Raw genomic sequence first — 2,770 nt, 5'->3', positions numbered from 1 at the left:
TAATATATACGTATACGTAATACGTATATATACAGAGAAATGATCGTTCTTTTCTCTTATTTGATGCATTTCCACTGACTCATTCTTTCCGTTTGAGTCCCCTCCAAAAACGGGTCAATTCCAAAGAGCTTGCGACAAAAAAGTGGAAAGAAAGCAGGCGGGCAACCAGGTCATCGCGGGCACCATTTGCAGCAGGTAGAAACTCCTGATCACGTCCTCATTCACCCTGTTGAACGTTGTGAGCGCTGTCAGTATGATCTGCGAGCTCAAACCGCAGACCTCCCAGAGCGGCGTCAAGTGATGGATTTGCCGGTCAAACGACTCTGGGTCACCGAACATCGAGTCGAAGAAAAGCAGTGTCCCCACTGTTTTCACCTGACGCGAGCGTCCTTCCCCGCAACCGTGAAAGCTCCTGCGCAGTATGGGACGGGCATCCAGACAATAGCCACCTATCTGGTGGAAGGCCAGTCTGTTCCTTACGCTCGCGCCAGTCAACTCCTGCAGGAGCTGCTCGGCGTCCAACTCTCGGCAGGCAGCATCGTCAGCTTTGTCAAAACGTGCCATCAGCAATTAGCCGACGTGGAACAAGAGCTCAAAGCGGGTCTGGTGAAAGCATCTGTCGTCAATCAGGATGAAACGGGACTGCGTGTCGGAACTGATGGATGGTGGGTTCATGTCTGCTCGACCGACCGACTCACCCACTATGCAGCTCACCCTTGCCGAGGGCGAGCAGGCTTGGATGCCATTGGCATTGCTCCTCTCTTTCGTGGCACCAGCGTCCACGATGGGTTGAAAAGCTATCAGGGATACTCCTTCACGCAAGCATTGTGCAACGTCCATCACCTGCGCGAACTGACCTTCATCGAAGAAGAACTCAAACAAGCCTGGGCACGCAAGATGAAAGATCTGCTTTTGGACATGAAAGCCGAAGTTGAGCAGGCCAAAGCCTTGGGCCAACAGGAACTCGATGTGTTGGTGCTGGCACGTTTGCTCTGCCGTTACGATGAAATCCTCAAAGAGGGCTACCAAGCCAATCCCCCTCCCCCACCGCCGAGGAAGACTGAGCAGTCGAAGCGCAAACCAGGGCGAGCCAAACAAAACCCTGCTCGTAACCTGCTGGACCGATGCTCCACGTGCAAATGGCAGGTGCTGCGGTTCCTGTACGATTTTACCGTTCCATTTGACAACAATCTGGCGGAGCGAGATCTCAGGATGATCAAAGTCCAGCAAAAAGTCTCTGGTTGCTTCCGAACTGAGCATGGAATCGCCATGTTCTGTCGCATTCGTAGCTACCTCTCGACACTACGAAAACAAGGTATTGCGCTCTTCTCTGCACTTAACAACACTTTGGCTGGGCATCCTGTTCTTCCCACTTTTGCATGAGCCTTCTGAATAGTTACCCTGGGATACAATCCGATTGCGCAGGAGATCAGCGACCTGACGGCAGGTCCCTTTGGCTGGGTGCAGCAGGTGAATTTTATAGTGTTCGGGCTCCTCATGATCGCGTTTGGAGTGGGACTGTACCGGGGGGTGCGGAAAACGTCACTCTGGATGGTGGGCCCGGCGCTTGTCGTCTGGAATGGGATAGAGCTGATCATAGCTGGCCTCTTCCCCAGGAGCGAAGATACCGCAGGTCACATCTACGATCCGCTTGGGGTCCATATGATGAATGGCATGGTGTTTTTCCTGAGCATCGGGGTTGTGCTCTTTGTGTTGTCGCTCCAGTTTGCGCGCGATGAGCGCTGGCGCAACCTTGCCATCTACACCAGAGTCACAGGAATCGCCCTGGTTGTGATGGTCGTGCTCAACGGCTTTTTTGCCGAGACGCCAGCAGACCCGCTCCATCCCTGGTTGGGCCTATTCCAGCGGATAATCGTCGGTGTCTGGTTCTTGTGCCTTCTCATGCTTGCGCTCCGATTATGGCGCATCGCTAGGCGCGGTCTGGATATTCCTCAGAATGCCCCGCTCTCTGCTCCTTCCGCTCGCGTGAGATCGGATCGTGCATCAATCATGGGGATACCACGCTGGGTCATTGTGTTTGTGGTCATTGTCATCCTTCTCGTTCTGACAGTTGTGATTATAGAGAATGTCAGCGGGAGAATGGGGGATATGCGTATGTCTCTTCCCTTCCATCTTCTGACTATGGCATGGGCAGGGCACGTGCGATGATCCTGTCACCTGGCCTGCGCAAGATCGCGCTCACCGCGCATGTCACATCCTCGATTGGCTGGTTTGGCGCGGTCGCTGCCTTCCTGATGCTCGCCCTCTTTGGGATGCTCAGCCAGGACCAAGAGTTGGTGCGCGCCACCTACCTCGCGATGCGGTTGACCGCGTGGTTCGTCATCGTTCCATTCGCTGCTCTTTCGCTCGCGAGCGGGGTGGTCTCATCACTGAGCACGAAGTGGGGCCTGTTCCGCCACTATTGGGTCCTGCTGAAATTGGTGATCACCAGCGGTGCCACCTTCCTCTTGCTGGTCCATACGCAGGCTATTGACCTGCTGGCGGGCATCGCGGCAAAGACGAGTGTCCTGGGTGCCTATCCCAGCGGAATGCAGCTCAAAATGGTGGTCACCTCTGGCGCCACCCTGGTGGTATTGATCATGCTGACGGGCCTGGCGATATACAAGCCACGAGGCATGACCCCTTAGAACTTATCCGAAAACGTGGAAGGAGATGATAGAATCAAGAACAAGGAAAGGAACACGAATCCCCCAAGCAAAGGAGAAACCAAGATGGCCCGAACCAAACCGTGGGAAGTCAGTGACCAATT

Annotated in this window: 3 protein-coding genes; all 3 read left to right on the top strand. The window is 54.4% G+C overall.

The genetic code is table 11. The features are described 5' to 3' along the window. Positions 1-129: 129 nt before the first annotated feature. From tnpC to F1593_RS27675, 3 genes are read left to right on the top strand one after another with little or no spacing between them, the layout of a single operon-like run. Positions 130-1,383: an IS66 family transposase gene (gene tnpC, locus F1593_RS27685; RefSeq protein ID WP_172632520.1), complete on the top strand. Its 1,254-nt coding sequence runs from the start codon at positions 130-132 to the stop codon at positions 1,381-1,383. Between the two features lie 9 nt (positions 1,384-1,392). Continuing rightward, complete coding sequence (locus F1593_RS27680) at positions 1,393-2,169, top strand: DUF998 domain-containing protein (protein WP_149404779.1); 777 nt, start codon at positions 1,393-1,395, stop codon at positions 2,167-2,169. After that, a complete protein-coding gene (locus F1593_RS27675; protein WP_149404778.1) occupies positions 2,166-2,648 on the top strand; it encodes a hypothetical protein in 483 nt (160 codons plus the stop codon). The genes F1593_RS27680 and F1593_RS27675 overlap by 4 nt, the downstream gene beginning before the upstream one ends. The last annotated feature ends 122 nt before the right edge of the window (positions 2,649-2,770 follow it).

Source organism: Dictyobacter arantiisoli (genome assembly GCF_008326305.1).
In the GTDB taxonomy this organism is placed as follows: Bacteria; Chloroflexota; Ktedonobacteria; order Ktedonobacterales; family Ktedonobacteraceae; genus Dictyobacter; species Dictyobacter arantiisoli.
The sequence above is the reverse complement of the archived record's forward strand: the minus strand, read 5'-3'. Positions and strand labels throughout refer to the sequence as shown.

What these genes read in the sequence shown, in the direction of transcription:
- F1593_RS27675 (WP_149404778.1), top strand. Translation starts at nt 2,166, where the DNA reads ATGATCCTGTCACCTGGCCTGCGCAAGATCGCGCTCACCGCGCATGTC.